This window comes from Brevibacterium sp. K11IcPPYGO002 (assembly GCF_050920635.1).
GTDB lineage: Bacteria > Actinomycetota > Actinomycetes > Actinomycetales > Brevibacteriaceae > Brevibacterium.
In genome coordinates this window covers 596,407-621,307 of record NZ_CP131929.1, presented here as the reverse complement: position 1 = coordinate 621,307, position 24,901 = coordinate 596,407, and the positions used below count along the sequence as shown (strand labels likewise).

General features: G+C 64.2%; 22 protein-coding genes. 12 read left to right on the top strand and 10 right to left on the bottom strand.

All coding sequences use genetic code 11. The features are described 5' to 3' along the window. Positions 1-137: 137 nt before the first annotated feature. Positions 138-1,409, bottom strand: a complete 1,272-nt coding sequence (locus QYM46_RS02800) for an MFS transporter (RefSeq protein ID WP_432790764.1) — start codon at positions 1,407-1,409, stop codon at positions 138-140. A 251-nt stretch (positions 1,410-1,660) separates the two neighbouring features. On the opposite strand from QYM46_RS02800, the gene QYM46_RS02795 reads away from it, so the two are divergent. Then, entirely contained in the window at positions 1,661-4,189 is a 2,529-nt protein-coding gene (locus QYM46_RS02795) for an excinuclease ABC subunit UvrA (protein ID WP_432790763.1), read from the top strand. 67 nt (positions 4,190-4,256) lie between these two features. Here the strand turns inward: QYM46_RS02795 and QYM46_RS02790 are convergent, their stop codons facing one another. From QYM46_RS02790 to QYM46_RS02770, 5 genes are all read right to left on the bottom strand, one after another. Then, positions 4,257-4,601: a hypothetical protein gene (locus QYM46_RS02790; protein ID WP_432790762.1), complete on the bottom strand. Its 345-nt coding sequence runs from the start codon at positions 4,599-4,601 to the stop codon at positions 4,257-4,259. A gap of 50 nt (positions 4,602-4,651) precedes the next feature. Further along, a complete protein-coding gene (locus tag QYM46_RS02785; RefSeq protein WP_169251250.1) occupies positions 4,652-5,479 on the bottom strand; it encodes an ABC transporter ATP-binding protein in 828 nt (275 codons plus the stop codon). Beyond that, on the bottom strand, positions 5,472-6,329 hold the full coding sequence (locus QYM46_RS02780; protein WP_432790761.1) for an ABC transporter permease: 858 nt from the start codon (positions 6,327-6,329) through the stop codon (positions 5,472-5,474). The genes QYM46_RS02785 and QYM46_RS02780 overlap by 8 nt, the downstream gene beginning before the upstream one ends. A gap of 71 nt (positions 6,330-6,400) precedes the next feature. After that, complete coding sequence (locus QYM46_RS02775) at positions 6,401-7,714, bottom strand: FAD-dependent oxidoreductase (RefSeq protein ID WP_432790760.1); 1,314 nt, start codon at positions 7,712-7,714, stop codon at positions 6,401-6,403. Positions 7,715-7,815: 101 nt separating this feature from the next. Next, positions 7,816-8,673: a pyridoxamine 5'-phosphate oxidase family protein gene (locus QYM46_RS02770; protein ID WP_432790759.1), complete on the bottom strand. Its 858-nt coding sequence runs from the start codon at positions 8,671-8,673 to the stop codon at positions 7,816-7,818. A 305-nt stretch (positions 8,674-8,978) separates the two neighbouring features. Between QYM46_RS02770 and QYM46_RS02765 the strand changes: the two genes are divergently transcribed. From QYM46_RS02765 to QYM46_RS02755, 3 genes are read left to right on the top strand one after another with little or no spacing between them, the layout of a single operon-like run. After that, the gene (locus tag QYM46_RS02765; RefSeq protein ID WP_101596644.1) at positions 8,979-9,308 is read left to right on the top strand and encodes a rhodanese-like domain-containing protein; all 330 of its coding nucleotides are present in this window, start codon (positions 8,979-8,981) and stop codon (positions 9,306-9,308) included. 45 nt (positions 9,309-9,353) lie between these two features. Further along, positions 9,354-10,283: a hypothetical protein gene (locus QYM46_RS02760; protein ID WP_432790758.1), complete on the top strand. Its 930-nt coding sequence runs from the start codon at positions 9,354-9,356 to the stop codon at positions 10,281-10,283. Next, entirely contained in the window at positions 10,265-11,032 is a 768-nt protein-coding gene (locus tag QYM46_RS02755) for an HIRAN domain-containing protein (protein WP_432790757.1), read from the top strand. The genes QYM46_RS02760 and QYM46_RS02755 overlap by 19 nt, the downstream gene beginning before the upstream one ends. 2 nt (positions 11,033-11,034) lie before the next feature. On the opposite strand, the gene QYM46_RS02750 is transcribed toward QYM46_RS02755, so the two are convergent. After that, positions 11,035-12,696: an MFS transporter gene (locus QYM46_RS02750; RefSeq protein ID WP_432790756.1), complete on the bottom strand. Its 1,662-nt coding sequence runs from the start codon at positions 12,694-12,696 to the stop codon at positions 11,035-11,037. Further along, positions 12,696-13,712, bottom strand: coding sequence for a glutaminase A (gene glsA / locus QYM46_RS02745; RefSeq protein ID WP_432790755.1), 1,017 nt, complete (start codon positions 13,710-13,712; stop codon positions 12,696-12,698). Before glsA ends, QYM46_RS02750 begins: the two co-directional genes overlap by 1 nt. 330 nt (positions 13,713-14,042) lie before the next feature. Between glsA and QYM46_RS02740 the strand changes: the two genes are divergently transcribed. The 4 genes from QYM46_RS02740 to QYM46_RS02725 all read left to right on the top strand — a co-directional run bounded on the left by QYM46_RS02740 (position 14,043) and on the right by QYM46_RS02725 (position 17,953). Next, positions 14,043-14,339: a hypothetical protein gene (locus QYM46_RS02740; protein WP_432790754.1), complete on the top strand. Its 297-nt coding sequence runs from the start codon at positions 14,043-14,045 to the stop codon at positions 14,337-14,339. A 119-nt stretch (positions 14,340-14,458) separates the two neighbouring features. After that, on the top strand, positions 14,459-16,099 hold the full coding sequence (gene pgm / locus QYM46_RS02735; protein ID WP_432790753.1) for a phosphoglucomutase (alpha-D-glucose-1,6-bisphosphate-dependent): 1,641 nt from the start codon (positions 14,459-14,461) through the stop codon (positions 16,097-16,099). Positions 16,100-16,709: 610 nt separating this feature from the next. Further along, on the top strand, positions 16,710-17,180 hold the full coding sequence (locus QYM46_RS02730) for a hypothetical protein (RefSeq protein ID WP_432790752.1): 471 nt from the start codon (positions 16,710-16,712) through the stop codon (positions 17,178-17,180). Positions 17,181-17,374: 194 nt separating this feature from the next. Beyond that, positions 17,375-17,953: an NADPH-dependent F420 reductase gene (locus tag QYM46_RS02725; RefSeq protein WP_432790751.1), complete on the top strand. Its 579-nt coding sequence runs from the start codon at positions 17,375-17,377 to the stop codon at positions 17,951-17,953. 416 nt (positions 17,954-18,369) lie between these two features. Here the strand turns inward: QYM46_RS02725 and QYM46_RS02720 are convergent, their stop codons facing one another. Next, positions 18,370-19,413, bottom strand: coding sequence for an LCP family protein (locus tag QYM46_RS02720; RefSeq protein ID WP_169251243.1), 1,044 nt, complete (start codon positions 19,411-19,413; stop codon positions 18,370-18,372). Positions 19,414-19,735: 322 nt separating this feature from the next. Between QYM46_RS02720 and QYM46_RS02715 the strand changes: the two genes are divergently transcribed. The 4 genes from QYM46_RS02715 (at position 19,736) to QYM46_RS02700 (ending at position 23,129) form a co-directional block, all read left to right on the top strand. Next, positions 19,736-20,977, top strand: coding sequence for an MFS transporter (locus QYM46_RS02715; RefSeq protein WP_432790750.1), 1,242 nt, complete (start codon positions 19,736-19,738; stop codon positions 20,975-20,977). 350 nt (positions 20,978-21,327) lie between these two features. Beyond that, positions 21,328-21,540: a helix-turn-helix transcriptional regulator gene (locus QYM46_RS02710; protein WP_432790749.1), complete on the top strand. Its 213-nt coding sequence runs from the start codon at positions 21,328-21,330 to the stop codon at positions 21,538-21,540. After that, entirely contained in the window at positions 21,537-22,112 is a 576-nt protein-coding gene (locus QYM46_RS02705) for a hypothetical protein (RefSeq protein ID WP_432790748.1), read from the top strand. The genes QYM46_RS02710 and QYM46_RS02705 overlap by 4 nt, the downstream gene beginning before the upstream one ends. A 273-nt stretch (positions 22,113-22,385) precedes the next feature. Next, positions 22,386-23,129 carry an alpha/beta hydrolase gene (locus tag QYM46_RS02700; protein ID WP_432790747.1) on the top strand — a complete coding sequence of 248 codons (744 nt, stop codon included), beginning with the start codon at positions 22,386-22,388 and terminating at the stop codon, positions 23,127-23,129. 58 nt (positions 23,130-23,187) lie between these two features. Here the strand turns inward: QYM46_RS02700 and dld are convergent, their stop codons facing one another. Next, the gene (gene dld / locus QYM46_RS02695) at positions 23,188-24,894 is read right to left on the bottom strand and encodes a D-lactate dehydrogenase (RefSeq protein ID WP_432790746.1); all 1,707 of its coding nucleotides are present in this window, start codon (positions 24,892-24,894) and stop codon (positions 23,188-23,190) included. Positions 24,895-24,901 lie beyond the last annotated feature (7 nt).

Below are 24,901 nucleotides of genomic sequence, written 5' to 3'. Positions count from 1 at the left end.
TCCTCCTCATAGTCGGACGGTCCCAGTCGGGATCGAACACTCGTGATTCGGAGCACTCTGCGCATCGGATGGGTCGGTGCGTCAATTCATTGTGAATCGACGTCATCTCGGCGAGGTCAGCACCGCCTCGGCGAGGATCACGCCTGCTTGTACACCTTCCGGGCGACGATGACGCCGATGAGGGACAGCAGCGACAGGCCGGCGTAGTAGAAGCCGGGCACGGTCAGCAGACCCGTGGCACCGAGCAGGGCGGTGAGGATGAGCGGGGCGAAGCCGCCGAAGATCGCGACGCCGAAGCTGTAGGCGATGGTCATGCCGGAGCTGCGCACCTTGACGGGGAACAGTTCGGAGAGCATAGCTGGCATCGGGCCGAAGTAGAAGACCATGAACAGGCCGACGATCGCCTCGCACAGGGTGAGGACGCTGATCGACGGGTTCGCGGTCAGGAGGATGAACATCGGCCACGCGACGATGATGCCGACGATGGTCGTCGGGATCATCACGGTCGTCGGACCCACGCGGTCGGCCAGGCGGCCGGCGAACGGGGCGCCGATGAGGGTGATGAGGCCGGCGACGACGGCTCCGGGGAACGCCGCCCACGGTTCGAGTCCGAGGTTGCCGACGGCGAACTGCGGCAGGAAGGTGATGAGGTAGACCGAGATCGTGGCCATCGCGATGATGAGGAACGCGGAGAACAGGCGACCGAAGTGCTCGCCGAGGAGGACGCGCAGCGGGTTGTCGGTCTTCTCGGCGGCCTTGAATTCGGGGGTGTCATCCATCTTCGAGCGGATGTACCAGCCGACGGGCCCGATGAGCAGGCCGAGGGCGAAGGCCACACGCCAGCCCCAGGAGTGCAGGGCCTCTTCGCTCAGGGTCGAGCTGAAGATCCATGAGACACCGGCGGCGAGGAACATCGAGATGCCCTGGGTCGCGGTCTGGAAGGACGCGTAGTAGGCCTTGCCGCGCTTGGCGTTCTCGGTGAGGAAGGCGGTGGCGGACCCGAATTCGCCACCGGCGGAGATGCCCTGGATGATGCGGGCGATGATGAGGCCGATCGCACCCCAGATGCCGATGGTCGCCTCACCGGGCAGGATGACGATGATGAACACACCGAGCGTCATCAGACCGATCGTCAGCGACAGGGCCGACTTGCGGCCGTGCTTGTCGGCGTAGCGGCCGATGAGGATGGCGCCGAGCGGGCGGACGACGAAGGTGATGGCGAACGTCGCCCAGGTCATCAGCTGGGCGGACAGGCCCTCGCCGGGGTAGAAGACCACGGTGATGGAGGTGGCCATGAACCCGAAGAGGATGATGTCGTACCACTCGAGGGCGTTGCCCAATCCGGCCGCCACTACGGCTTTGCGGGCCCGCGACTTCTCTTCGCGGGTGACCTCGATCGTCTCACTCATCGTGTGCCTCTTCTTGTAGTTGCCCGGGTGCCGTGGTCGGCGGAGCCGGTGGTGGTTCGTTGGCTTACGGGATGCAGGCACCGTTGCTCGCCATCCTGGGTCTGATGTCGCTTGCTGTCGTTCTGATCGGTGTCTCTGATCTGGCGAGTACGCCCCTGCTGTCGTCAGCGTGACGATTGTAGTCCGGTCATATCCGGTCGCAAATACTGTCTCAGCAAGCGTCCGTCAGTGCCGGTTGTTACGATCACGATATGTCGACCGAAGCCCGCAATCCTGCTCCTGCCACGGCGGTCGAGGTCCGCGGTGCCCGCGTGCACAACCTGCAGGGCATCGACATCGACGTGCCTCTGAACACCCTCGTCGCCATCGCCGGCGTCTCCGGGTCGGGCAAGTCTTCACTGGCCATGGGAGTGCTCTATGCCGAAGGGTCGCGGCGCTACATCGAAGCACTGTCGACGTACACCCGCCGACGCATGGCTCAAGCCGCCCGTGCCGATGTCGACACCGTCCGCCATATCCCCGCCGCCCTCGCCCTGCGGCAACGCCCCGGAGTCCCCGGAGTCCGCTCGACTTTCGGCACCTCCACCGAGCTGCTCAACGTCATCCGCCTGATGTTCTCCCGACTGGCCTCCCACCTCTGTCCCAACGGACACCGACAGAAGCCGACCCTCAACGTCGCCGCCGAGGAGCCCTTCGACTGCCCCGAATGCGGTGAGACCGTCCACGCTCCCGGCGCCGAGGAGCTTGCCTTCAATTCCGGTGGAGCCTGCCCCCACTGCGAGGGCATCGGCACCATCAGAGAAGTCGACGATGCCTCCCTCATCCGCGACCCCGACCTGTCGATCGACGACGGCACCGTCATCCCCTGGCAGATGTTCGGCTTCAACGTCCAACCACAGATCGCCCGCGAGTTCGGCGTCCGCACCGACGTGGCCTGGCGCGACCTCGAGAGCTGGGAACGCGACATCGTCTTTGCGGGCCCCGAAGAGAAGAAGCACATCACGGTCACCTCGAAGAAGGGACTGCACGACCTCGACTTCACCTTCCGCAACGCCCGCCTGACCGTGACCGAGGAACTCAAACGCGCGGACAATGAGAAGCGCTTCGCCCGGGTCAGCCGCTTCCTCTCCGAACAGGTCTGCCCCGACTGTAAAGGCACCCGACTCTCCCCTGCCGCCCGTGCACCGCGCATCGGTGAGATCGGCCTCGCCGAGGCGACCGCCAAGACCCTCGACGAACTCGTCGACTGGGCCGCGGACGTACCTGCCGGGCTTCCCTCATCGATGCAATCCATGGCCAGATCGTTGGTGAACGCGCTGCTCGGAATGGCCCGCCGATTGCTCGATCTCGGACTCGGCTACCTCGCCCTCGACCGGGCCGGTTCGTCCCTGTCGACCGGTGAACGCCAACGCGTCCAGCTTGCCCGCGCCGTGCGCAATGAGACGACTGGAGTCCTCTACGTCCTCGACGAACCCTCGATCGGTCTCCACCCCTCGAACATCACGGGCCTTCAGGGCGTCATCACCGACCTCCTCGACGAGGGCAACTCCGTCGTCATGGTCGACCACGACCCGCTGGTCCTCCGCGCCGCCGACCACCTCATCGAGATCGGTCCCGGCTCCGGACGCGACGGCGGAACGGTCGTGGCCACCGGCACCGTCGCCGACCTCGACAATCATCCCGAGTCCCGCATCGGCCCCTACCTCACCGGCCGTGCCGAAACGCTCGTACGCGAGTCCGCAGCCGCCTCGGCGACCTTCGATCACGGGCGGATCCGATTGCGCACCGCACCGATCCACACGGTCCATGCCCTCGACGCGGAGATCCCACGGCAGCGGCTGACCGTCGTCACAGGAGTGTCCGGATCGGGCAAGACCACCCTCGTCCTCGACAGCCTCGTCCCCGCGCTCAAGGCCCCCGACGCACGTTCGCGGCCCGGTCATGTGCGTGAGATCGACGCCGACGGGATCGACCGGGTCTACGTCGTCGACGCCACCCCGATCGGCATCAATGTCCGCTCCACCGTGGCCACGTATTCCGGCGTGCTCGACGACCTTCGCCGAGCGTACGCCCGCCTCGAGTCGGCGAAGGTCGACGGGCTCACGGCCGGGGACTTCTCGTACAACACGGGTTCCCTGCGCTGCCCGAAATGCGAAGGAACCGGCGAGATCACCCTTGACGTGCAGTTCCTCCCCGATGTCGACATCCCCTGCCCTGACTGCGAGGGCCGCCGGTACAGTCCGGACGCAGACGAGTACAGCCGTGCCTCGGATGCTGATGGTCAGCCGCTGTCGCTGCCTGATCTGTTGGCGATGTCCGTCGCCGAGGCGCTGCCCCACCTTGCCGAGATGCGCAAGGTCCACGCCCGGCTGAGGGCGCTGAAAGATGTAGGACTCGGATACCTCACCCTCCACGAGGCGACACCGGCACTGTCCGGCGGAGAAGCGCAGCGGCTCAAGCTCGCCACCGAGCTCGGGAAGTCGCAGCAGCACACGCTCTTCGTCTTCGACGAACCGACCGTGGGCCTGCACCCCGAGGATGTGCGTGTGCTTGTGCGCGTCTTCCAACAGCTGCTTGACCATGGCGCAACGGTCCTCGTCATCGAACACGACCTCGACATGATCGCAAACGCCGATTGGATCATCGACCTCGGTCCCGGCGGGGGTCAGGACGGTGGACAGATCGTCGCGACGGGAACCCCGCAGCAGGTCGCGGACACCTCACACAGCGTGACCGGTGAGTACCTCAAGGGGCATTTGCAGCCGAACTCTGCCGGATAGGGTCCAACGCATAGGGACAGAGCCGCCCCGCGCGCCCGAGCGCACGTCCCTGCTCGCCTGAGCAGTCTCAGGCTCCGCTCGCGGCAGCGCCCACGCAGAGGACGAGACCGACGAGCGAGGCAACGGCCATGCCGATCATTGCTGCGGCCATGACCCACAGACGCACTCGACCCGGTCGAAAGGCGAAGCGGGCGATGAGCAGGATCAGATAGAGCACTGCCGCTATCACGATCGTGGTGATCGCTGTGGGCACCGCCGTGCTGCCGAAGACGATGATCGCTGTGAGCACACCCGCGATGACGACGAGGAAGATCCCTCCGGCCACGATCCAGATCGTGCCGGACGAGCTGCGCAGCGCAGGCTGGTCACTGATGCGACGTGACTCGATCGGCTCGCGTGAACTGTTGTCCATGCCGTCGAATCTACCGAGCGAACTGTGACTCGGCTAGGGGATGCGGTGCCTCAGCCCGGCTCCTGCTCGACTTCCTTCGCCTTTTCAGCTTTGGTGAAGGCCTGGTACTTGCGAATGACCTCGAGCGCCGGGCCATCGGCGAGCAGCTCGCCCTTCTCGATCCACAGAGCACGGTTGCACGTGTCTTTGATCGTGCGCATCGAGTGCGAGACGAGGAAGACGGTACCGGCGTTCTCACGGATGGACCGGATTCGGCCCTCGGAACGGTCACGGAACTTCTTGTCACCGACGTTGAGCGCCTCGTCGACGATGAGGATCTCATGCTGCACCGAGGTCGCGATGGCGAACTTCAACCGTTGGGACATGCCCGAGGAGTAGGTGCGCATCGGCAGGTCGATGAAGTCCTCGAGTCCGGTGAATTCGACGATCTCATCGAACTTCTCGTCGATCTCGTCACGGGTGAGCCCCAGCGCCAGAGACCCGAGAATGATGTTGCGAGCACCGGAGAGATCCGGAATCAGAGCGGCACCGACACCGAGGAGGTTCGGCCGTGAGGTCGCATAGATCGCGCCCTCGGAGGTCGGGGTCAGCCCCGTGATCGACCGCATGAGCGTGGACTTCCCGGAGCCGTTGCTGCCGATGATGCCGATGGATTCGTTCTTGTGCGCGACGAAGCTGACGCCCTTGAGGGCGTGGACCTCCCGCAGCTCGCGGCGCTTGGACATGACGTCCTTGCTGCCGAGCTTGAGCTTCTTGCCCGTGGCCAGCGTCTTGTAGCGGACGTGGACGTTGTCGCAGACGACGACGGGCGGGTTGTTCCGCGTCACCTCGGGCAGGCTGCCGGTGTCGAAGGTCTGCTCTTCGTTCGTCTCACTCATCACGACCGAACCTTTCCTCGGCCTGCCAGAAGAACACGAAGCCGATGATGAAGATGCCGAATGCCCAGATCGCCAGGTGCCAGAAGTAATCGTAGGGAATGACACCGTCCTTCATGAGGATGCCGCGGGCGATCGCCAGGACGTTGTTCAGCGGCTGCCAATCAGCGAAGGGCTGCAGCGCCGGGTTGATCTTCTCGACCATGACCTTGAGGTCGAAGAAGACGCCCGAGGTGTAGAAGATCATCCGGGAGATGAACGGAGTCACCTGGGACAGGTCACGGAAGTGGACCGTCGCGCGGGCGAAGATGAAGGCCACACCCTGGTTGAAGACCCAGAACAGGAAGACCAAGGGGATGAAGAGGAACCAATCCCAACCGGGTTTCGCGCCCCACAGCATGACGAGCAGTGCCATGAAGATGAAGGTGGGAATGAAGTTCAGCAGGTTCTGGAACACCGTGGCGATCGGCAGCACGATGCGCGGGAACGGCAGCGATTGGACGAGAGAGGCGTTCGAGATGATCGATTTCGCCCCGCCGTTCATCGAGGTGTTGAAGAACTCGAGGACGAAGACGCCGATGATGACGAAGGGGGCGAAATCGTCGGGCCGGGCGGTGGCGCCCCGCATGATGAAGCCGAAGACCGTGCCGTAGATCAGCGCCGAGAACGCCGGGCGCAGCAGCACCCAGAGCATGCCGAGGCGATTGCGCTCGTTCTCGGACTGCATCCGATACTTCGCAAGCGTGTACGTGAAGTCGCTTCGGTTGAGAAGCTGTCTGACGTACTGGGGCAGAGACGGCCGTCCACCCACTCTCTCGAGTCCGTGGTCGGCAGCAAGCCTGGCCATATCCATGAACAGAAAATTCTCTCGTCGGCGACTGGGGATAGAACAGGAAGAGTCTACGGGATGAGACTAGCGCGGACTCACAGTCGGCTGTGAGCCTTGAAGTCGAAGTCGGGGTCGGCGATCTGGGCCCGAGTCGGAATGTGATTACCGCCGAGTACCCGTCGGGCGGCCGCCTGCATCGGCGGCCAGTTGAACGTCTCGACACCGATGAGCGACGACTCCGGGCCAGGTCCGTCGAAGTGGAAGACCTGGAATTTCGCTCCGCTGGGGTCATATCGGATGATCGTGTCGTCGGCGTCGGGGCTCGTCAGGCCCGCCGTGAACACCTTCTCCGGGCCTTGGAAGCTCCAGTGCCAAGGGACATCGGACCAGACTGTCGAACCGTCTGCCGACCCGCTGCCCGAACCGGCTTCGGGGGCGTCTTCGACACCAATCGATGCCCCGTCCGAGTCTGCGCTGAGGAGTTCGGCGAGGAATTTCCCGTGGCTTTCGGCCACCGGTTCACAGGCCCAGGGGTGGTCGAGTGCATAGGGTCCGGCGGTGACGATGGCGCAGTCGCCGACGGCGAAGACACCCGGATGGGATGTTGCCAACCTCTCATCCACGTCCCACGCATGAGCGGGCCGGTGACCGTCGATCGGAATCAGTTGCGGGCGGGCTCCGACGCTGGTGATGAATAGGTCGTGAACATCGGCCGGGATGTCATCCGGGCTCGAGGTGTGGGTGACGAAGTCGACTCCGGCGGCTTTGTGCCTCTCGAACAGCGCCTGCCGGACGGGAGCGGAGAGCTGTTTGCGCAGGGGTTCGTTCCCGCGCAGGTAGACCGTGGCGCGGTGCCCGGCAGCCACCGCCGAGGTGGCCACTTCCATTCCGAGATAACCGGAGCCCAGCACGCCGACGTTGAGAGCTTCGGTTGCGTTGTTCACGCGAGCGAGGATCCATTCGGCATCGGCGAGGTCGTAGACCGGCAGGGCGTCCGGGTAGGCGGGAACCTCCGGGCGGTTCGCTGCCATCCCGGTGGCGAGGATGCAGTGGGTGAAGTCGATGGACTCCCCCGAGGCCAGGTGGACGGTGCCCGCGGTGGCGTGGTGCTCGGCCAGCGGATGGGGGTGCCGCTGGGTCTCAGCGGTGTAGCGGGAGTCCGCGGCCGCCTCGGCGAGGGTGATCTCTTCTGCCCGGTCACGGACGAAGGTGATGTGCTCCGTCGACTCGAGGTGGTAGGGCAGGTGGTGGCGGGAGCCGTCGAAGAGGTGCTTCGACAGCGGCGGACGCTCGCACGTCTCGCCGGCCCGGGGGTCGATGACGGTGACGGCCTGACCGCGCGCGTTCAGCTCCCGCGCCGCAGTCGTGCCGGCCAATCCTGCACCGATGATGACGATCCGCTTGCTCATGCCTCCATGCTAATCCTCGCCGAGGCGGTCGGGCGGGAGGTGCGGGTGCCCGGCACGGACAGAGGAGGAGCCGTGCCGAGCGCCGTGGAGCCTGGTACGGCTCAGAGTTCGGTGGTCTGAGTGCCGCCTGCCGGACGGTCTCCGGTGATCTTGGACTTGACCATGCGGAACAGGCCCGATGCCTTGCCGCCGGGCAGCCCCCAGTGCTGGGCGGAGTGTGTGACGACCGTGATGAGCCCGAGGTTCGGATCCCGACGGTCATCGAACCAAGCCTTGGCGGAATCCGACCACAGCTCATCGACCTTGGCCTCGTCGTCGACGAACTCGACGCGCCCGGCGACCGACAGCCAATTGCCCGCCTCGGCGATGCTGATATTGACCTCGCGGTTCGTCCGCAGAGCACTTGCCTGGTCGCCGTCGAGGGCGAGGAAGAACCATACGTCGGCATCCTCGGTGACCTCTTGAGGCGCCATCGGGTGGGCGAGGATCTTGCCGTCAGCCAACGCGGTCGCGAGCATGACGGAGTCGGCGCCGCGCAGGATCTTCACGACATCGGCCTGGTTGAGCTCGTCTGTCGCCGCTTCTCCCGCGGGCTTCTGCCTGTCGCCGCGGGTGCCGCCGGCTTCCGTGTCGTCGGTGGCGGAGGAGGCCACGGACCCGGCGGAGGAGGATGCGGAGGACCCGGATTCGCGCGATTCCGAGTTCGGGCCCGCCTCGGCGATTTTCGATTCGTCCACCGCCGTGTGTGAGCCGTCGGGGTTCCGATGCAGCGTCACCCCTTCCGCGTCGGCAGCGTTCTGGGCACGGGCCTCGACGTTGCGCTCGGTGTATCCGACTTCAGCCTGCGGCTTCATGTCCGAGGTCCCGGCCAGCGGCTCGGCCGCCTCGTCCAGTTTCGCGGCGACGTCACGTGCCTTCTCCTCGGCCGGTGACTCGTCACTCGTGTCTCTGTTATTCATGACCGTTTCCCTTCGCAGACGGTTCCTGGCGCTGCAGAGGCCCTCGCGGACCGGATTCGGCGAGCGCGACAGCGACTGCACGGTCATTCTTACACGGCTCTCCGATCGGCAACAGCCCCCTTGGAATCGAGTCCGAGACATGAGGTCCGGAACCGTTCTGCCAGTGTGCATGGGGTCGGGCACAGGCGCGAGCGTGGTCGCGAGGCGGCGCGGCTTCGGAAGCCTCGGGCAGATGCGGCGCCGCGTGCGGCTGCGGACCTCTCGGGCAGGTGCGAGCACTGGGTCTGCGTGCCTACACTGAAGTCATGGATGAAGAAACGACCGTCACCGTCAACGACATCCCCGAAGGGGCCGCCATCATCGACGTCCGCGAGGACGACGAGTGGGAGGCTGGGCACATCGAAGGCGCGATCCACGTGCCGCTGGGTGAACTGCCGGGCCGCCTCGACGACCTTCCTCTCGACGACGACATGTACGTTGTCTGCCGCACCGGCGGACGCTCGAACCGAGCCGTCGCCTGGCTCAACCAGAATGGCTTCGATGCCTTCAATGTCGACGGCGGCATGGGGTCGTGGAACCTCGACAACGGTAAGCCGATCGTCTCCGAGACCGGCGAAGAGCCCTGGGTGAAGTGAAGGTGTCAACTTTCTGATACTTCGCCCGACAACGGCTGGCTTCAGATGGATCGCATAGATGTCACTGACTGGCTGGTCGTGGGTGACGAGTCGATGGGTGCCGACCCTAAGATCTGGATCGCTCCGGGCCCGATGTCTGACTCGCCCTCGCTCCTCGGTGCAGATTGGTTGTTCAAGAGCGCAAAGACCGGCAACCGTCACGACGGACAGACTTATCGTCGACACGATGATGTTGCCGAAGCAGTCGTCTGCGAGGTCGCGAAGCTCTTGGAGTTGCCGACTGCACCCGTGCATTTGGCGGTCCGAGACGGAATCCAGGGCATCATTTCGCGAAATGTGATTCGGAAGGAACACACTTCCCGGTCGGGCGACCTAGTGCTCCTCGGCACCGAAGGATATGTGTCCTGTGCTGGGACCCGAACTACGAACGAGCGCCCAGGTCACAACCTCACGAACATCGCCTTGGTCTTGGAAGGGCTGAAGGGCCCAGCTGAGTCGAACTATGAACCTTGGTCAGCATTCGACGTCTTCAGCGGATACCTGCTGCTCGATGCCCTATGCGCGAATAACGACCGCCACGCCGAAAACTGGGCCATTGAGATACCTCCGCTCGGCGACGCAAAGCAACCCGATCGGCTGGCCGCAAGTTTTGACCATGGATCATCGTTGGCCTCTGCGGTCGAGGACGACGTCTGCGACAAAAAGCTTTCGGCAGTCAGCAAATTCTGCCGGGCAGGAAAAGCCAAACGGTTCGAGGACAGAAAACAATCACTGGTAGAGCTCTGGTACGACTCGCTCAAACAGTCTGACCGCTTCGCTCTGACATGGCTCGAACACCTGGCGAAGCTGGACGTCGGCAAGGTAGCCGAGGTCTGTCATGACATAGATGTCGTGTCAGATGCGCGCGCTACATTGATGACTGCGATAATAGAGGAAAACAAGCGAAGGATTCTCCAATGCGCCCTACAGAACTGATTGCGGCCCCGCAGGTTCCACGTAGCGGCCAGCATGCACGGAAACTGCTCGTTACCCAGAAACTGCCCCCGCGGAACCTTTATGAGACCATCGGAATCCTCACTCAAGAACCCGATTATTCATTCCACTTTTCGTACTTGAGCGCATACGTTCAGGCTGAATACTTCCGTGAGCTTCCGGGACTGCCGAAGGATCCAGGTGGGGTAGATTCCGATCTGCTGTTCCCGTTCTTTGCCGAACGCGTCATCTCTCCAGCGCGCCCAGATCGCTCCAAATCACTGGCGTTCCTCAGACTTTCGGAATCTGCCGAACCCTTTGAGATTCTCGCAAGATCAGGTGGCAGCAGGATCAACGACCATCTTGAGCTGCTTCCGTTTCCAGAGGCAGTTGGAGAAGATCGATATACATTCGCCTTCTTTGTCCATGGTGTGCGGTACCTCGACGGGGAAGGCCACTGCGTTCTCGAGCAGCTGGGGCCCGGCGAGGCCCTGCAGGTGGAGAGAGAACCTTCGAACCCAGAGTCCGAACTGGCGCTCAAAGTCAGTCACAACGGAGCATCATTGGGATACATTCCGCACCCGCTTCTCAATTTCGTCAATCCTGCTGTCGCGGCTGGGGACTATAACTTGACTGTCGTCCAGCGAAACTCCCCGGATGCCGGCTTTCACCAACGGTTGCTGGTCAGGTTGGATTACACAGCTCGCGGAGACGATGCGCCGTTTTCCGGAGTTGATCTCACGGAGTTCTGATCTCAGTCCTTTGAAGGCTCTGTACCCGAACCGGAGGCAGCCGCCTCGGCGGGGTCCGGGATCTCATCCGGTCGGTACTTCGGCAGCCGGGAAGCCGGCACCGCCGCGATCAGACTGATGCCGGCGAGGACGAGGAAGCCGAGCTTGAGCGTACGCAGCCGCTGCTGAGAATTCAGCTCGACGGCATGCTCGACCTGCTCCGGCGTCGCCGTCGTGCCTGCGAGGACGTCGCGCAGTTCGTCATTGCTCACGAAGTTCGCATTGTCGAGGTCGACCTGCTCGACGAGTTCCGGCGGCAGTTCGGGATGATCGTCGGCAGCTGAGGCCAGACCGGCCGAGAGCACCGTGACCAGCAGCGCCCCCATCACCGCAGTGCCGACGGCCGAGGCGAGGTTCTGCGCGGTGCCGCGGATCGACCCGACATCACCGGCCAGATGCTTCGGCGCTGCCGTGACCAGGACATTGAAGACCAGCGTCACCAGCGCACCCTGCCCGACGCCGAAGACGATGAGGCCGAGGATCGTCGGCAGAGTCTCCCAGTTGTTCGTCACGACGAACGCCAGCCAGACGAGCGCCGCCGTCGTCAGTCCGAAGGAGAACAGCGCGATCGTCCTCGGGGAATAGCGTTTGTAGAAGCGGACGATGAGGGTCGCGGTGACGAAGACCGTGAGGTTGAACGGCAGCATCGCCAACGAGGTGTCGAACGGGGTCCGTCCCTGCACGACCTGTATGTAGGTGGGCACGGTGAAGTTCACCGCCGCCTCCATGGCGACGATGACGAACATCGCATAGACCGCTGCGCGCTCACTCGGCCGGCCGAGCACGCTGATGTCGACGAGAGGCACCTTGCCTGCCGCCTTCCGGCGCTTCGTCCAGATGAAGAACAGCTGCCCGAGGACCACGCCGACGACGATGAACACCGGCGCCGGTGACAGCCCGGCGATCGAGAACGGTGCCCCATCCTCGGCGCGGATGATCCCCCACCCATTGAGGTTGTTGAACCCCAACGTCAGCAGCACGACCGCAGCACCGATGAGCGCCGAGGCGACGAGGTCGATCCGAATCGACGCGTCCCCCTTGTCCGACTTCAGCGTGAACGTCAGCGCGAAGACGATGACGGCCAGGCCCAGCGTGATGAAGAAGATCGGTCGCCACCCCACCAGCGTGCCTAAGGTACCGCCGATGAGGAACGCGCTCATCCCGGAGAAAGCCCGCGCCGAACCGAGAGACCCGACCGCAGCCGCCTGCTGCGCGCCGCGGTAGTTCTCCGCAATGAGCGCGACGAGGGCGGGCACGATGATCGCGGCGGCCGCACCGGCGAGCAGCTGACCGGCGATGACCCAGGTCACGGTGCGGGAGAAGATCATGAGCAGCGAGGAGGCCGCGAAGACGACGAGGACGACGCGGAAGATGAGCACCCACCCGATCCGCTGACCCAGCTTCGCGCCCGTCATCACGAGCGCGGCCACCGCGAGGCCGTAGACGACGATCGTCGATGAGGCGACCGTGGGCGGCACACCGAAGTCGTCGACCATTCCGCCGAGCGAGATCGGCAGGGCGGCGACGTTGAACGACATGAGGACCTGGGCGAGGAAGAGCCCGATCATCGGCGCCCACGACCGGCGCTCGTCGGCGACGTCGTTCGATGCGGTTTCGGCACTCATCATTGTCCTTTCCGTCGGCGGTCGACAGCAGCGTTCGATGCGAAGAGGTTCATGCCCAGGACCCGGGAGATGTGGAAGCACACGCGCTGACCGCGCACGCTGTTGCCCGCGGAGTCCAACCTCGGTGAAAAGGTACCCAGCGCACCCTTTCCCGGGGCGATGGCGACGATGCCGCCGGAGACCCCGGATTTGGCGGGCAGCCCGATCTCGAAGAGCCATTCGCCGCTGTTCTCATACATTCCGCACGAGGCGAGCAGCGCGAGCGTGTCACGGGCCACCTCGGCGGAGACGACCTGCCGGCCGGTCAGCGGATTGATCCCACCGTCGGCGAGCGTGGCGCCCATCACCGCGAGGTCGTGCGCGGTGACCAGCAGCGAGCACTGCCGGGTGTAGATGTCGACGGTGTCGAGCGGATCTGTGATGATCCGCCCATAGCTTTCGAGCAGCCGGGCCAGGGCCTTGTTGCGCTGATTCGTCTGCATCTCCGATTCGTACACCCGACCGTCGAGGCGAAGCGGCCGCCCGGCGAAGCGGGAGAGCCCGGAGCGGATGTTCTCCCATTTCTCCGCCGAGGTGGCCCCGGGCATCAGCGCGGTCGTGGCGATGGCGCCGGCGTTGACCATCGAGTTCAACGGTTTGCCGTCGTTGAGTTCGATCGCCATCACCGAGTTGAAGGCGAGCCCGGTGTTGTTGACGCCGACGCGTTCGTGGACGAGTTCGGAGCTGCGGGCCTGACAGACCAGTGCAAAGACGAAGGCCTTGGAGATGGATTGGATGGAGAACTCGATGTCGACATCTCCGGCCTCGTGCACGGTCCCGGCCGACTCAATGAGACTGAGCCCGAACCATCGGGGATCCGCCTCGGCGAGGATCGGAATGTAGTCAGCGACCTCACCGTCGTCGAGCCCCCGATAACGCGCGTGGATGTCGGCCAAAGTCGAGTCGATGAAACGGTCGGAGGGCAGGCCGCCGGTGGAGGCTCGCTGTCTGACCGATTTCTCGTCGGGCCCGACCATCACTGATCCTCGTCCCAATCGTGCGGGTTGGCGTGGACCAGGCCGCTGGGCGCCTGTCCGCGGAGTGATTTCACTCTATCTCAGGGATTTCCTCTTGCACAGGCCTCTGGCCAGTGATGATCGCCGAGATTGTCGGTCGGCAGTCTTAGCGCTCTGCTTCCGTGACGAGCCGGTGGGTTGCACTACGGATGAGCCGCGAAAATGAGCCCCCTTGCTCCGCTCCCACGATAGGTCTACCGTCGAGACCACGGATCACTCCCGCACCTCTTGTGATCCTCAATCCTCCGTCGAACGGCGTGAGCGTGTTCAACTCCGAAGGGAGCAGAAGTCATGAGTGACGAGAAGAAGAACCTGCCGGAGAACGCAGCAGAACAGCAGACCGAAGACGAGCAGGAGATCGAGAGCTCGACCGTCGGAGTCGGCCCCGATACGGATGCCGAAGGCAGTTCCCAGACTCCTGAAGACAGGCTCGAGCGCATCGCCGCCGAGCACGATGTCCCGATCGATCGGGACCCTGAGGAAGCCCAGGCCAAAGCCGAAGGGGCCTACTCCCCCGACAAGGAGCGGGATATCAGCGGTGGAGACACGAAGGAAGAGGACGACGACTCCGTGGAGCCGCCGGACTGAGTCTGCGGCAGCGCGGGCTCGGTCATGGAAATCCGATCCGTCGTGCCTGCAGAGTCCACGATGCAAGAACTCCGTGGACACAACTGTGACGGGTGGCCCGGATTTGGCAAGGTAGAAGAATGACAACACGCGCCGGCCAGTTGGCCCAGGACAAGGATCTCGTCGACGTCCCTGCCCTTCTCGATTCCTATCACGACTTGGTTCCCGACCCTTCGGTGCCTTCGCAAGCAGTGAGCTTCGGGACCTCAGGCCACCGCGGTTCGAGCTTCAACCGTTCCTTCAACGAGGCGCACATCGCGGCCATCACCGCGGCCATCGTCGACTTCCGCCGAGACAAAGGAATTCGCGGACCGATCTTCCTCGGCCGTGACACTCACGCACTGAGTGAGCCCGCATTCCTCACCGTCCTCGAGGTGCTCGCCGCCGCCGAGGTTCCTGCGCTCATCGACGAACGTGACGGCTTCACCCCGACCCCTGCCGTCTCCCACGCGATCCTCGGCTTCAACGCCGGGAAGTCACGCGATGAGGCGCAGGCCGACGGCATCATCGTCACTCCCAGCCACAATCCGCCCGCCGATGGCGGCATCAAGTACAACCCACCGCACGGCGGACCCGCCGGCACCGAGACGACGACCTGGATCGCCGAACGCGCGAACCGGTATCTGGCCGAGGGGTGGGAGAAGATCCCGCGCACCCCTTTCCAGCGGGCATTCCACCTGGAGAACACCGAGAACTTCGACTACGTCTCGAACTACGTCGACGACCTCGAGTCGGTCATCGACTTCGATGTCATCCGTTCCTCGGGGCTGAAGATCGGCGCCGACCCGCTCGGCGGAGCCAGCGTCGACTATTGGGCGGCGATTGCCGAGGACTACGACCTCAACCTCGACGTCGTCCACCCGGACGTCGACCCCACCTGGTCATTCATGACCCTGGACTGGGACGAGAACATCCGTATGGACTGCTCCTCCCCCTATGCGATGGCCGGCCTCATCGCCTCACGCAATGACTTCGACATCGCCACAGGCAACGACGCCGACGCCGACCGCCATGGCATCGTCACCCCCGATGCGGGCCTGATGAACCCCAACCACTATCTGGCCGCGGCCATCGACTATCTGCTCGACTCCCGCACCAACTGGCCGACCGGCGCCGGGATCGGCAAGACCCTGGTCACCTCGTCGATCGTCGACCGCATCGTCGCGGCCCACAACCGCACCCTCTTCGAAGTTCCCGTCGGCTTCAAATGGTTCGTCCCTGGCCTGCTCGACTCGACCCTGGCTTTCGGAGGTGAAGAATCGGCCGGCGCATCGTTCCTGCGTCGGGACGGCAAGGTGTGGTCGACGGACAAGGACGGCATCATCCTCGCCCTCCTCGCGGCCGAGATGACTGCGAAGACCGGACAGACTCCCTCGCAGCGCTATGCGGGACTGGCCGCGAATCACGGCACCAGCTCCTACGCCCGCCAGGATGCCCCGGCGACACGCGCACAGAAAGAACGACTGGGGTCACTGGATGCCTCTCAGGTGGGCGCGAAGACCGTCGGCGGTGAACCCGTGAAGGCGGTGCTCACCTCGGCGCCGGGCAACAACGCCCCGATCGGCGGACTGAAGGTCACCACGGACAACGCATGGTTCGCCGTGCGGCCGTCGGGCACCGAAGACGTCTACAAGATCTACGCCGAGTCCCTGCGCGACGAGGACCACCTGCGCCAGGTCCAGCACGACGCCCGAACTCTCGTCAACGGGGTGCTGGAGTAAGGGACTGCGCGTTGCTGCGGAGGTGCGCTCAGGCGGCGAGTCCCGCAGCGTCGCCTCTCAACGCCTGCTTCCGCGTGTTCGAAGTGTGAGCATAGGGATCTGATTCGCTGCGCCCACACTTCGAACACGCGGATGCGGGAGCACAGGTTCGTGCGCGCGGGATTCCGTGTGTGGGCAAGTGCGCGGGAGCGAGCACGGATGCGGGAGAGCAACTTCGTGCGGGCAAGTGCGCGGGTCACGATCGCGTATCGCTGCTCAAGCAGAACTGTTGCACAAACGCGCGCCACCAGCCGGATGGCCGCGCCGGCCACCACCGCGCCGGGCCTGCGAGCTGCGCCGGCCGCAGTGCCCACATAGAGCCCTGACCACAAGGTTCATCTGCAAGACTTCTTATCTTCACCGGTCGAGCACTCACCATGTAACAACGACCGCCGCACAGCCGCAATGTTCCTGTGTTCCGGCCGTAATCGGCTCCAAGTCGGCTTTCAGTCTCTGTTGTCGCGGCCTCATATTCGATCGCAATACTGTTCTGCGTCAGATGACACGCCGCCCCGAAATGACCTCGCGGTCAACTCGCAGAGGCGGCAGAACAGCAGAAGGGATCGACACAATGACGTCCACCATTCGCAACCGCACAGCAGCCATCGGAATCGCCACCGTCGTCGGACTCGCCGGCCTCGGGCTCGCCACAGGACCGGCCATGGCCGCCGACGCGTCTCCGGCCGACTCATCCAGCCAGTCCACTGACTCCGACGTCGGCACGCAGTCCGTGTACTATCCGACCGATCCGGTCACCTACGCCGACGAGCTCGTCCGAGCCTGGGGACAAGGCGATACCGACCGAGTGGAGGCATTCTCTTCATCCCAGGTCGCCGAGAAGCTCAAGGCCCACAGCGACGACGAAGCCACCCACTGGACCCGCGTCGGCTCAGAGGGGGCCGCCGGCACAACCTACGTCGACTACGAGAACACCGTCACCGGCGAGAAGATGTGGCTTGGGATGCCCACCGAGGCCGTCGTCAATCCCGACGACGAGTGGGGCACTCCCAACGCGGTGCACAAGGTCAACTTCGAGGACTGATTCGATCCAGGCCAGGCGAACGACAGCCGGTGGCCGAGTCTCCGCGACCATTCTGAATCAGAATAGTTGAACTTTCAACTGTATTGATATACAGTCGAAGCATGCTCAACGCACTGATCAAGAAGCTCTTCGGGCGAGACGTCAGCCCCGCCCACACAGAATCGCACCGCGCAACCCACAAGGAGACAGGCACTATGAACACATACACCATCTTCGGAACCGGCAACATGGGAACCGCCATCGCCGAGGTCCTCGGCAAGGGCGGAGCCACCACCGTCAACATCTCCCACGCCGAGGCCGCAACCGCCTCCATCACCGGAGACGTCGTCATCTTCGCCCTGCCCTACCCTGCCATCGACGAGGTCATCGGCAATCACCGCGAGGCGCTGGCCGGCAAGATCGTCGTCGACATCACCAACCCGCTCAACTTCGAGACCTTCGACGAGCTCGTCGTTCCAGCCGGATCCTCGGCGACCGCGGAGATCCAGGCCAAGCTGCCGGACTCGTCCGTCGTCAAGGCCTTCAACACGAACTTCGCCGCCACCCTGAGCACCGGCACGGTCGGTGACCTCTCAACCACAGTTCTCGTCGCCGGTGACGACGAGAACGCAAAGAAGACGCTCATCGAGGGCGTCAACGCCGGCGGCCTCGACGCCGTCGACGCAGGCTCGCTCAAGCGCGCACACGAACTCGAGGCTCTCGGCTTCCTGCAGCTGACCCTTGCCGGTGCGGAGAAGATCAGCTGGACCGGTGGATTCAGCCTCGCCGAGTAAGCCGTCGGACTGGGTGGTCAGCCCTGCGAATCACCGCATCACTGAGTCGACCGCCCAGCCGGAACAACCTTCGACAGTCCAAGCGCCCCGCTCCGGGCTGTTCCGGAACGGGGCGCTTGCGCATGAAGCCGAGGGATGCCCGGCGAGAGATGTGGCTTGGGATGCCCACCGAGGCCGTCGTCCGTCCTGACGACGAATGGGGCACACCCAACGCGGTGCACACGGTCAACTTCGAGGACTGAAACTCCGGCCCTCGAGCCGCAGACCCATGGAGCCGCAGACTCATCGAGCCCCGCACCAGGAATTCCTGGTGCGGGGCTCGGTGCGTGACTCAGCGACGCTGGGCGTCCGCGGCTGCGGCTGCGGTCGGCCGCCTCGGCGAGGGACGGCCGGGAATGGGCCGCCTCGGCGAGGTTCTAGAGGTGGGCCTCCGGGGCGTTCTGCACGTAGTCGGCCACGGTGTCGTTCTTGAACGCGTCCTGGACCTTCTTCAGCTCCTCCTCGTCGACGTTGACGATCGACTGACCGTCCGGGGAGGTGCCGACGCCGGCCACGGGGGCGGTGAAGAACTCGATGTCACCGGGGCGGACATCACGCATATTGAACGCGGTCGAGGAGATGTACTTCGCGTCCAGGCCCGAGTCGACGTACATGTACGGCGCGAAGTTCTTGACCATGTCCTGGATCTTCTTCGGGTTCGACAGAGTATCGGCCGAGATCATCTCGTTCGTCAGCCCGCGGATGAACGCCTGCTGATTGCGCGCACGCTGGAAGTCGCCGTCCTGGAACTGCTTGCGCTCGCGCACGAAGGTCAGCGCTTCATCGCCGTTGAGGACGTTCTCGCCCTTGGTGAACGTGTAGCCGTTCTTCTCGAACGCCTGCTCGGAATTCACGGTCACCCCGCCGAGGCTGTCGGTCAGAGCCTTGAACCCCTCGAAATCGATGATCGCCACGTGATCGAGGTCGGTGCCGATGAAGTCCGAGACCGTCGACACGGCCAGCGGCAGACCGCCGTAGGACAGGGCCGCGTTGATCTTCGCCTTGCCGTGGCCCTCGATGTCGACGTAGGTGTCACGCGGGATCGACATGATCTGGACGTTGCCGCCCGACTCGGGCAGATGCATGACCATGATCGTGTCCGAGCGCAGCCCGCGCGAATCGTTGACGTCGACATTGTCCATCGGCTCATCCGAGCCCAGCAGCAGGATGTTCGTGCCGTCGCCCTCCTTGCCGCCGGCGCTGTCCTTGCCGAAGACCTGCTCATCGTTGAGCTGGTTCGCGTTCTTGTCGAACGACCGGCCGACGCTCCAGACGTAGAGTCCGATGCCGAGCACGCCGAGGATGACGATGATCAGCAGGGCGACGAGGACCTTCCGCCACACGCGCTTCTTCTTGCGTGGGCGCTGCTGTTCCTCATTCTGGTGGTCGAAGAGATCGTCGAAAGTGGTGTTGTCCGTCATCGGCACTCCGGGGTTTGAGCGGTCGGCGCCGGGCGCCGGGGTCATTGGGCAATCCCGCCCATTGTATAGCGACCGAGGTGACCCAATTCTCAGCCGCGCGGCGCACCCCGCGCGAAAGCGCGCGGGCGAACGGGAGGGCAGGGCCGCCTCGGCGAGGTGTTCTGCCTTGTCAGACGTTGTGATACTCGGCTCCGACCGGGATGACCGGGACCGATATCCGTTCGTTACCCACGGATGATCCCGGCGCCGAGGTGAGGGGAGTCACCAGCAATTCCGCGGGCTCGACATGGTCGGTCGGGTCAGGGCTGGATAGACTTTCCTGGTGTTCAATAACTATCGGGAAATTCTGTCGCTTCCCGGTGCTCTCAAGTTCTCCTTGGCCGGTCTCGTCGCCCGGATGCCCATCGCGGTGCTGGGGCTGGGCATCGTCCTCTTCATCCAGGGCGTGACCGGGTCGTACGGCATGGCGGGCATCGTCTCCGCCGTGTACATGATCGTCCAGGCACTTGCCGGCCCCGGGATCGCTCGCCTGGTCGACCGCCTCGGCCAGGCGAAGGTCATGGTGCCCATCGTCATCACCCACCTCATCGCGTTGGCCCTGCTCATCGTCTCCGTGTACGAGGAATGGTGGACGGGATTCGTCTTCGTCTTCGCCGGCATCGGCGGCGCCACCGTCGGCTCCGTCGGTTCGCTGGTGCGCTCACGCTGGTCGCATATCGTCGACACCCCGAAGAAGCTGCAGACCGCGTTCTCATGGGAATCGGTCGCCGATGAGCTGATGTTCGTCTCCGGGCCGGTGCTGGCCACGGTGCTCGCGACGGCCGTGTGGCCGCCGGCCGGTATCATCCTCTCGATGATCACCGTCGGCGTCGGCTCACTGCTGCTCTACATCCAGAAGTCAACCGAGCCCCCGCCGGTGGAGCGGACCACCGACGCGAAGGGCCACGTGTTCTCGAACCCGGGCATCTTTGCGATCATCATCGTCAACATCTTCCTCGGCGTGAACTTCGGTGCCATCGACGTCATCGCCGTCGCCTTCGCCGACGAACTCGGCGTGAAGTCCACGGCCGGTGTGCTGCTGTCGTGCCTGGCGCTGGGATCGCTCATCTCCGGCGCACTGTATGGGGCGAGGAACTGGAATTCGGCAGTCCACCATCGCTACGGCACGGCCGTGGCCGGTCTGGCCGTGGGTGCCTGTCTGATGCTTCTGGCGAATTCGATGGTCACCTACGGCATCATCCTCATCCTCGTCGGATCGGCGATCGCACCGAGCCTCATCGGCGCGAACTCCGTCATCGAGCAGCTCGCTCCCCCGCGCAGGCTCACCGAGGCGTTCGCCTGGCTGGGCACCTCGCTGGGCTTCGGCGTCGCCTTCGGATCGGCCGTCGCCGGCAACATCATCGACGCCTTCGACGCGAAGACCGCGATGCTCCTGCCCGCCGGCTGCGCTGTGCTGGGGGCGATCATCGCGCTGTCGCTGCTCAAGCTGCTCAACCCTTCGCGCTCGAGCCACGAGGCGCGGCTGGAGAAGGACCGCCGGCGCGAGCGAGTTGTGGAGGGGTAAGTCAGCGGTGGGGCGAGCGCTTGCGCGATCGCTGTCTCGCGCGCCTCGGCGAGCATCCGTCACCGTTAGTGTCACACTCTCGCGTTGGTCTCTCTTCGCGCCACTGGCTGCGCATCCATCACCCATAGCGAGCAAACACCCCGTTGCGGCGGGGTGTTTTCGCGTTTGCGGGAGGTGATGCACGGAGGGGATGGCGGCGCGACCGCTCAGCCCAGCCCCAGCGGCCCAAACGTGGCCCCGCGGGGCCACGGAACGGCAGGGCCGCCTCGGTGATGTCAAAGATCATTGACATCCTGATGTCAAGCATGTTTTACTTTTCATGTAAAGAGAAGTTGACATCAAGGAACGGCATGGAAGTTCAGACCTCGAACCTCAAGCAGGTTCGCAAGGCTGCGGGGCTGACGCAGGCGCAGCTGGCACAGCTCACCGGGGTGTCGCGGCAGACGATCATCGCGACCGAGCGCGGCGACTACGCCCCCAGCGTGTATCTGGCGCTGCGCATCGCCCGAGCCTTAGACACGACAGTCGAAGAGATCTTCTCACTCCAGGAGGAATCGTCATGAACAACATCAGCGACAACAAGAACCGCCCCAACGCCTTTGCCGACCGAATCGCCGGCTTCGACGACCCCTCGATGGGAGACGAACGCGAACGCGACGTCATTCTGCGGGCGTATACCTTGGGGGCCGTCGTCTCCACCTACGTGTTCTTCGCGCTTGCACTCATCTTTGCCGTCTTCGGCGCGGGAATGTGGAGTGTGCTCATCGTCTTCGGCTCCATGGTGACCAGCATCGTCATCTCTGCATACTGCCAGCGTGAGAATGTGGACTTCTCCATGTCTATGGCTCGCGTCTCGCCGAGGCGACTGATCGTCGGCAATATCGTCGGCGCCCTGTTCGCCATCGTTTGGGTCGGTGCAATCGTCTTTCATATAAGCAACGGCTACCCGCTCATCGATGCCGGCATGGGAGCAAGCGCAACCTTCGGCGCCCCCACCAGTGCGTACACCATTGCGATCAGTGCAGCGTTCGGCTTCATCCTCGCATTGACCATTATGACGATCTCCCGGGTGCGCAAGATCAAGCAGGCCCGCGCCGAGGCGGCCGCTGCCGATGAGATCGACGACGAGGACTGATTCGACTCAACGCTTGAGGCTCGGTGCTTGAGGGTCGGTGTTTGGGCGTCCATCATTGATGGCGCCAGAACACCCCGGTCCGCTGGGGAGTTTCGCTGTCTGCGGTGTGACATTCCGCTACGTCGCCCCTGCTACTCTTGAGACTCCGTGAAAGAGACCGAGGAGGTGGTACCCGTGATTGCAGTAACAAGGGTGCTCCCCTGCGGAGTCACGGTCGGACGATGAGTCGTCCGGGAGCGCCGATCCTTCATCGCGCTCCCGAAAGGCACGACCATGCATTTCACCTCCGAACAGCACCTCGACGGAGAATTCGTCGAACGTCAATTCCGCCTCGACGATACTCCGGGCATTCTTTGGACACCGTCCTCCGCAACTGAAACCGAGCCGGCTCCGATCATTCTCATGGGTCAGCCCGGCGGCATCGGCATAGAGCGGATGTACCCGCGACTGATGGCACGCGCCCGCAGCACCGCCGCACTTGGGTTCGCTTCCGTTTGCCTCGAGATGCCCGGTTCGGGTGAGCGTCCACGCCTCCCCGGCATGGACCAGGCACGCAATCGGCTGCGTTCTGCCATCCTCGCCGGCGAATCACCCTCCGCTGATCTCATCGACGAGATCATCCTGCCGCTCGTCGAGCAGGCAGTTCCCGAATGTCAGTCGCTGCTCGATGAACTCCTGCGCCTTCCCGGCCTTGCCGACAGTGTCGGCTTCTCCGGCGGAGTGATTGCGATCGCCGTCCGGCTGGCTGCGATCGATTCCAGGGTCGCGGCAGCCGGGCTCTTCGCCGGCAGCTTCATTCCCCAGTCGACCATGGAAGAAGCCCGGCGCGTGACCATTCCGCTGCCCGTCCTCCTGCAGTGGGATGACGAAGGCAATGACCGTGCGGCCGCTCTCGAACTCTTTGACGCCTTCGCCTCAAAGGAAAAGACGCTCTACGCCAATATGGGCGGGCACACAGGAGTTCCGGATTTCGCCGGCGAGGATGCCGCCCAGTTCTTCACGCGGCACTTGAAATGAGCTGACCGCTGCAGCGGGGACCCTGGGGACGAGAAGATACTCCATCGGCCCCGCCCCGTCATGCCCAGTCCTTCTTCGCAGACGTCTCGCCGACTCCGGCGTTGAAGACGTTGTGCGGGTCGAGGTCTTTGAAGTGCGCTTCCATCTTCGGCGGCACGGGGTAGAGCCTGCCGTAGTTGTGTTCGGCGGGAACGGCGGCGCCGCGGGCTTCGAGCAGCTCGGTCATCTGCTTTTTCAGCGCCACCGTGTCGACGCCCTTCTTCGCCACATGGTCCTGGTGGAAGACGTGGCAGAAGAAGTGCCCGTAGTAGGAGCTGATGTGCAGCTGGTCGGCGATCTCGTCGGGCAGCACCTCGAGCCAGTCCTCGTCATCGCGGCGCAGCGCCACGTCGAAGGTGATCATGTCCGAGGAGTCCTCGCGGTTGAGGTTGAAGTACCGGGTCGCAGCACTCGCGGCGCCGAAGCGGTGCAGCATCGCGGACTGAGCCTCATCGGCACTGCACACGAAATAGTCACCGTGGTGGGCCTCCTCGGCGAAGAAATCGTCGAGGAATGCACCCATCCGCGCTTTCTCCTCGGCACTGACGACGAGGAGAAGATGATGCTCGAAGCGGTCGCGGTACTCGAGCATCCGCGTGGGCAGCTGCTGCGGGAGCAGGCCGAACGCGTTCTGCGCGATCGTGTCGGCGACGGTCTCGCCGAAGAACGGCAGCTTCGCGAACACGCCGTTGGCCCAGTTCTTCAGCGCAAACAGCTTGATCTGCTCGCGGCTGCCGGCGTGCTTGATCGAGACGAACGTGTCCTTGCCGTACTTCTCGGCGAGGTCGAACGAGGGGCGGCCCATGTACTCGCCCGAGATCGGCAGCGGCATGTCCGAGGTCAGGATCGCCCGTCGCAGGTCTTCGAGTTCGGCTGGGGAGTTCGTACCGACGTAGAACGTGGTCGCTCCCTCTTCCTTCGGGAAGGTGCGGGTGCGCACGGCGAAGACCATGAGCTTTCCGGCGGAACCGGAGGCCTCGTACAGGTAGTCGGAGTTCGCGTTGAACCGGGCCGGTGAGTCGACGATCCTGCGGACCTGCTCACCGTATTCGGTCTCCGTCGTGTCCTCCGGGGCGGGGGTGACGCCTTCGGGGTCCCAGTCTCCGCGTTGGAGTTTGTCGAGGATGTGGGCGGGGTCGTCACCGAGCTCCACGCCGAGGTGGTTGACGAGTTCGAGTCGCCCCGCCTCGTTGATTCGGGCGAAGATCGCGTGCTTCGTGAATGCCGGGCCCTTGCGGATCTGGGAGCCGCCGGAGTTGTTGGCGATGCCGCCGATGACGGAGGCACCGATCGACGATGAGCCGATGACCGAGTGGGGTTCGCGGTGGAACGGGGCGAGCGCCTCGTCGAGTTCGTACAGGGTGGACCCGGCCAGGCAGATCGCCTCACGGGCGTCGTTGATGAGGTAGATCTCGTTGATCCGCAGGGTCGAGATGATGACGATCGGACGGTCGTAGTCCTGCGCGCCGGGCCCGGAGCCGCCGGTCAGTCCGGTGTTGGCCGACTGTGGGATGACGATGAGGTCGTTGTCGACGCAGACCTGCAGGGCCCGCCACATGTCGACGAGGCTGCCCGGGCGCAGCACGGCCAGCACATTCCCGCCGCCGAAGCGGTTGCCTTTGGCGTACGGTGCGGTCGCCCGCGCGGAGGTGAGGACGTGACGCGGCCCCATGATGTCGATGAACGCGTTGACGGCCGGGAACTGGTGACGTGACTTGCCGGGCATGTGGTCG